Origin of the sequence: Nonomuraea sp. H19 (assembly GCF_052068215.1) — a bacterium.
GTDB lineage: Bacteria > Actinomycetota > Actinomycetes > Streptosporangiales > Streptosporangiaceae > Nonomuraea.
This window is the reverse complement of sequence record NZ_JBQHCV010000093.1, coordinates 1-3,741: the sequence shown is the minus strand read 5'-3', so window position 1 is coordinate 3,741 and position 3,741 is coordinate 1. Positions and strand designations below refer to the sequence as shown.

Genomic DNA, 3,741 nt, shown 5'->3' with positions numbered 1-3,741 from the left:
AACGAGTCCCTCTCAACCCAAACAGCCGCATAGGCTACGCCCATAAGACGGCTGTCCGGAATCTCCATGGCTCCTCACTCTCTACGGCCAGCAGGCTGGCGGACGGGTGCTGTATGACGTGATGCAGGGTCAGACCGAAAGTCTCCCCATCGCGGGCTGGGCCACCTCCACCGACTACGCCAAGAGCAACCCCGCTCAGGTCGCCGGCTTCCAACGCGCCCTGATGCGAGCGCAACTCGACGTCGCCAACAACGAGCAGTTGGTCAGAACCATGCTGCCCACCTACACGAAGATCGACGCGAGGACCGCCGCCACCATCACGCTGGGCGTTTTCCCCACGAACCTGCACCCCAACCGCATCCAGCGGGTCGCCGACCTGATGCGGGAGTACGGGGAGGTCAGCGCTCACATCGATGCCCGCCGGTTCCTGCTGCCGCTTCCGGCGACAACCCATACGCCGGCCTCCCCATCGTCGTCCGCCACCGGAACTGAGCAGGTGCCCGCCTCATGACCACACTTCCGCAGCGCGACCGTACACACGCCTACGTCACGCGCACCGTCGAAGACCTCGAGGCGGCGCCGTTCGAGTTCGTCCAGTTCATGATCGACACCGTGCCGGTATTCGCCGCGGTGCACGCCGCCGTCCGCCTGGACGTCTTCGAGCTGCTCGCCCACCAGGAGATGACCGACACCAAACCCGGTTCGCCGTTCCACTCCTACTGGCAGGCCCAGTTCGGCGATGACCGCGCGTTCGACCGCGTCGGTGAAGTCCGCGGCGAGCCGGTCGAGCGCCTTCCAGGCCTTCAGGTAGGCGCGGGCCCATAGGGGGTGGTCGGCCTCGCCTCGCGTGTCGTCGACGACCGTCCCACAAACGCCGTTTTGGGACGTCCTGGGAGTGTGCTCGCGCCAGAGCTGGAGCTCCAAATAATCCACATTAAGTAGATTTGTCATATTTCGAGTTGAATAAGGCCCTTAGTGGCAAATAGCGTATTCGGACGAGGTGCCGACCTGAGGCGGGAGCTATGCCGGCCGGAAAGAAGGGGGGCGGATCATGTTTCTCCGCACAGGAAAGACGCTGCTCGTGGCAGGGGTGATCGCACCTTTGCTCGCGTGGGTCCGACTGCCACTGCGGATAACTCGGCTTCAAACGCCGCAAACAACCCGTTCTCGACCTCAGAAAGTTGCCATCAGACCGATTCCCTCGAGAACGCCGCGGCGTGGGGAGGATCGATGGCTGTGCCTCCCGACCAGACGCGATGCAAAAGCCGCTGCGACGATTTCTTCAAAGGCAAGAAGCGGAAGAGATGCAAGGCTTGGTGCGAGAGACGCTATCCCGGGCAGGTCGACAGCCCAGGCCTGGAAGATTCGGGCCCCCGACAGCCGAACCTGTAAGCAGGAGCGACTAAGGCCGCGCGATGCAGATGTTCGCCCCAGGGCAAATAGCCTATTTGGACAGAAGCCGACCGGCGTGGCTAATGTCAACGGGAATGAGAGGCAGATCCCGCTTCGGGATAGCAGGAGCGAACCGGCTATTCGTCCGAATTAGCAAAAATGCGTCCGTCGCACAGGCATCAATTTCGATTGTGCCTCAATCCGGCGGCGATGCCATAGAAGGACGGAAAAAGGAGTGGCGTTATGCGCTACACTCGGAGAGTCGCAACAATTTTCCTCTTCACCGCGCTCGCAACTGGTGGGCTGACAACCGCGCCCCAAGCAACCACGGCCCACTCCAAGGTCGAGACGGCCAGGTGCGCCGAACTCAAAGCACAGGAGTGCACCTGGAAGTGCATAAAGAGGTCAAAGAAAACTAAGCTGTGCATAAAGTGGAGAGTAACGTGCCCGGAGAGCGGCCTACGAGACCCAGGTCCAGGCCTCTAAACCAGCAGATGTGCGGCAGGGGAGCCGCTGCCTGACCCGGGCACACGAAGCCCCCCGCACCTAGGGTTCGGTGCGGGGGCTTTTCGCAACTTCGCGATCAAGGGTCCAGCTCCCCGGCTCCCGCCGAGGCACCGTCACGCACATACGAAGGCGTACGCCCGCTGTAGGCCCAGGCGCGGAACGCCGTGCACGTGCACGACCAAGCGGCGGAGCCACAGGCAGCCATTTACGTATCGTAGTTGGGATGTTACTGCTAGGCAGACCGTGCCGGTTTGCTCGTGCTGGAGGGGTGCGGGCAAACCTGCTCATGCCCGAGCTGGAGCTCCCAATAACCATATTGCCTATATTTGTCATATTTCGACTTGTATGGGCACGCTGGCGGCAAATAGCCTATTTGGACAGAAGCCGACCGGCGTGGCTAATGCCAACGGGAATGAGAGGCAGATCCCGCTTCGGGATAGCAGGAGCGAACCGGCTATTCGTCCGAATTAGCAAAAATGCGTCCGTCGCACAGGCATCAATTTCGATTGTGCCTCAATCCGGCGGCGATGCCATAGAAGGACGGAAAAAGGAGTGGCGTTATGCGCTACACTCGGAGAGTCGCAACAATTTTCCTCTTCACCGCGCTCGCAACTGGTGGGCTGACAACCGCGCCCCAAGCAACCACGGCCCACTCCAAGGTCGAGACGGCCAGGTGCGCCGAACTCAAAGCACCGGAGTGCACCCATAAGTGCGTAAAGAGGTCGAAGAAAACTGGGGTGTGCATAAGGTGGATAGTAACGTGCCCGGAGAGCGGCCTACGAGGCCCAGGTCCAGGCCTCTAAACCAGCAGATGTGCGGCAGGGGAGCCGCTGCCTGACCCCGGGCACACGAAGCCCCCCGCACCTAGGGTTCGGTGCGGGGGGCTTTCGCGTCAGCGGGCCGAGAAAGCTGCCTGACGAGTTCGAACCTCTCCGAGTCAAAGCCGCCAGGATGCAGCACCAAATGCAGCGGCAAATACCTCGCCGGCTACCGTAAATGCGACAGGCAGAAGAAAAACTCAGACGAGTGTCATTTCATAAATGAGGAAAATTACAACTCGTGCGAGCAGAAATGCGCCCGGAAGAGCCCAGGAAGAGGGGGAGGAGGAAGAGCACCCGAGGGCGGTCCAGATCCAAACCTCTGATCTGGAAAGCACCTCGGGATCAGAGGCATTGGAGCGCTGACCGCGGTTGCGGCCGCTGGCCGCAACCGCGCGCCGACCCCGCTGGGGGGACGGCCAGATCAAGGCTTCAGTTGATTCGTACCGGGAGGCCAGGCCACAAGGCCCAGATCCTTAGCGCGCCGCTGCGCCGATACCCAACCAGCAAGGAGCGGAAGTGTTTCGTCACATCAAGAACCACTCCCCGAGGGGGAGATTGATGCTGCGAAGCAGCATCAAGAAGAGCCTAATCCTCCTCGCGGCCGGGGTCGTGGCACCCCTGCTAGCGACGGCACCGGCAGCTCTTGCGGAAAGGCTGCCGTCAAGTGACCCAGTGGAGATGGCTACCTCAGAAAGCTGCCAGACCACAACGACATCGTCAGGTTCGGCGCCCACAAAGCTGCCTCCAGGCGAGCAAAAGGAATGCAGGAAAGACTGTAAAGGGGCATATCCTCCAGGCAAGAAGAGAGCCACCTGCATACGAAGGTGCAAAACTCTCGATATCCCACCCACGCTCTGAAAGCAGGCGGCCAAGCCACCATCGTTTCAAGTGCGCCTGCAGCGGCCCTTGTCCAAGTCCCAGTTTCCAGACCTCACCCGGTGAACCAGGGCCGAAGCGTTCTCATGTTGTAAGACCGAGGAGCTGGAGTCCGTCGGCGGGATGACTGCGGTAATGGTCGGTG

Annotated in this window: 2 protein-coding genes; both read left to right on the top strand. The window is 61.2% G+C overall.

The genetic code is table 11. The features are described from left to right. Positions 1–106: 106 nt before the first annotated feature. Positions 107–511, top strand: a complete 405-nt coding sequence (locus tag ACTMTI_RS56580; RefSeq protein ID WP_441129354.1) for a hypothetical protein — start codon at positions 107–109, stop codon at positions 509–511. Continuing rightward, a complete protein-coding gene (locus ACTMTI_RS56575; protein ID WP_441129353.1) occupies positions 508–825 on the top strand; it encodes a hypothetical protein in 318 nt (105 codons plus the stop codon). The genes ACTMTI_RS56580 and ACTMTI_RS56575 overlap by 4 nt, the downstream gene beginning before the upstream one ends. The last annotated feature ends 2,916 nt before the right edge of the window (positions 826–3,741 follow it).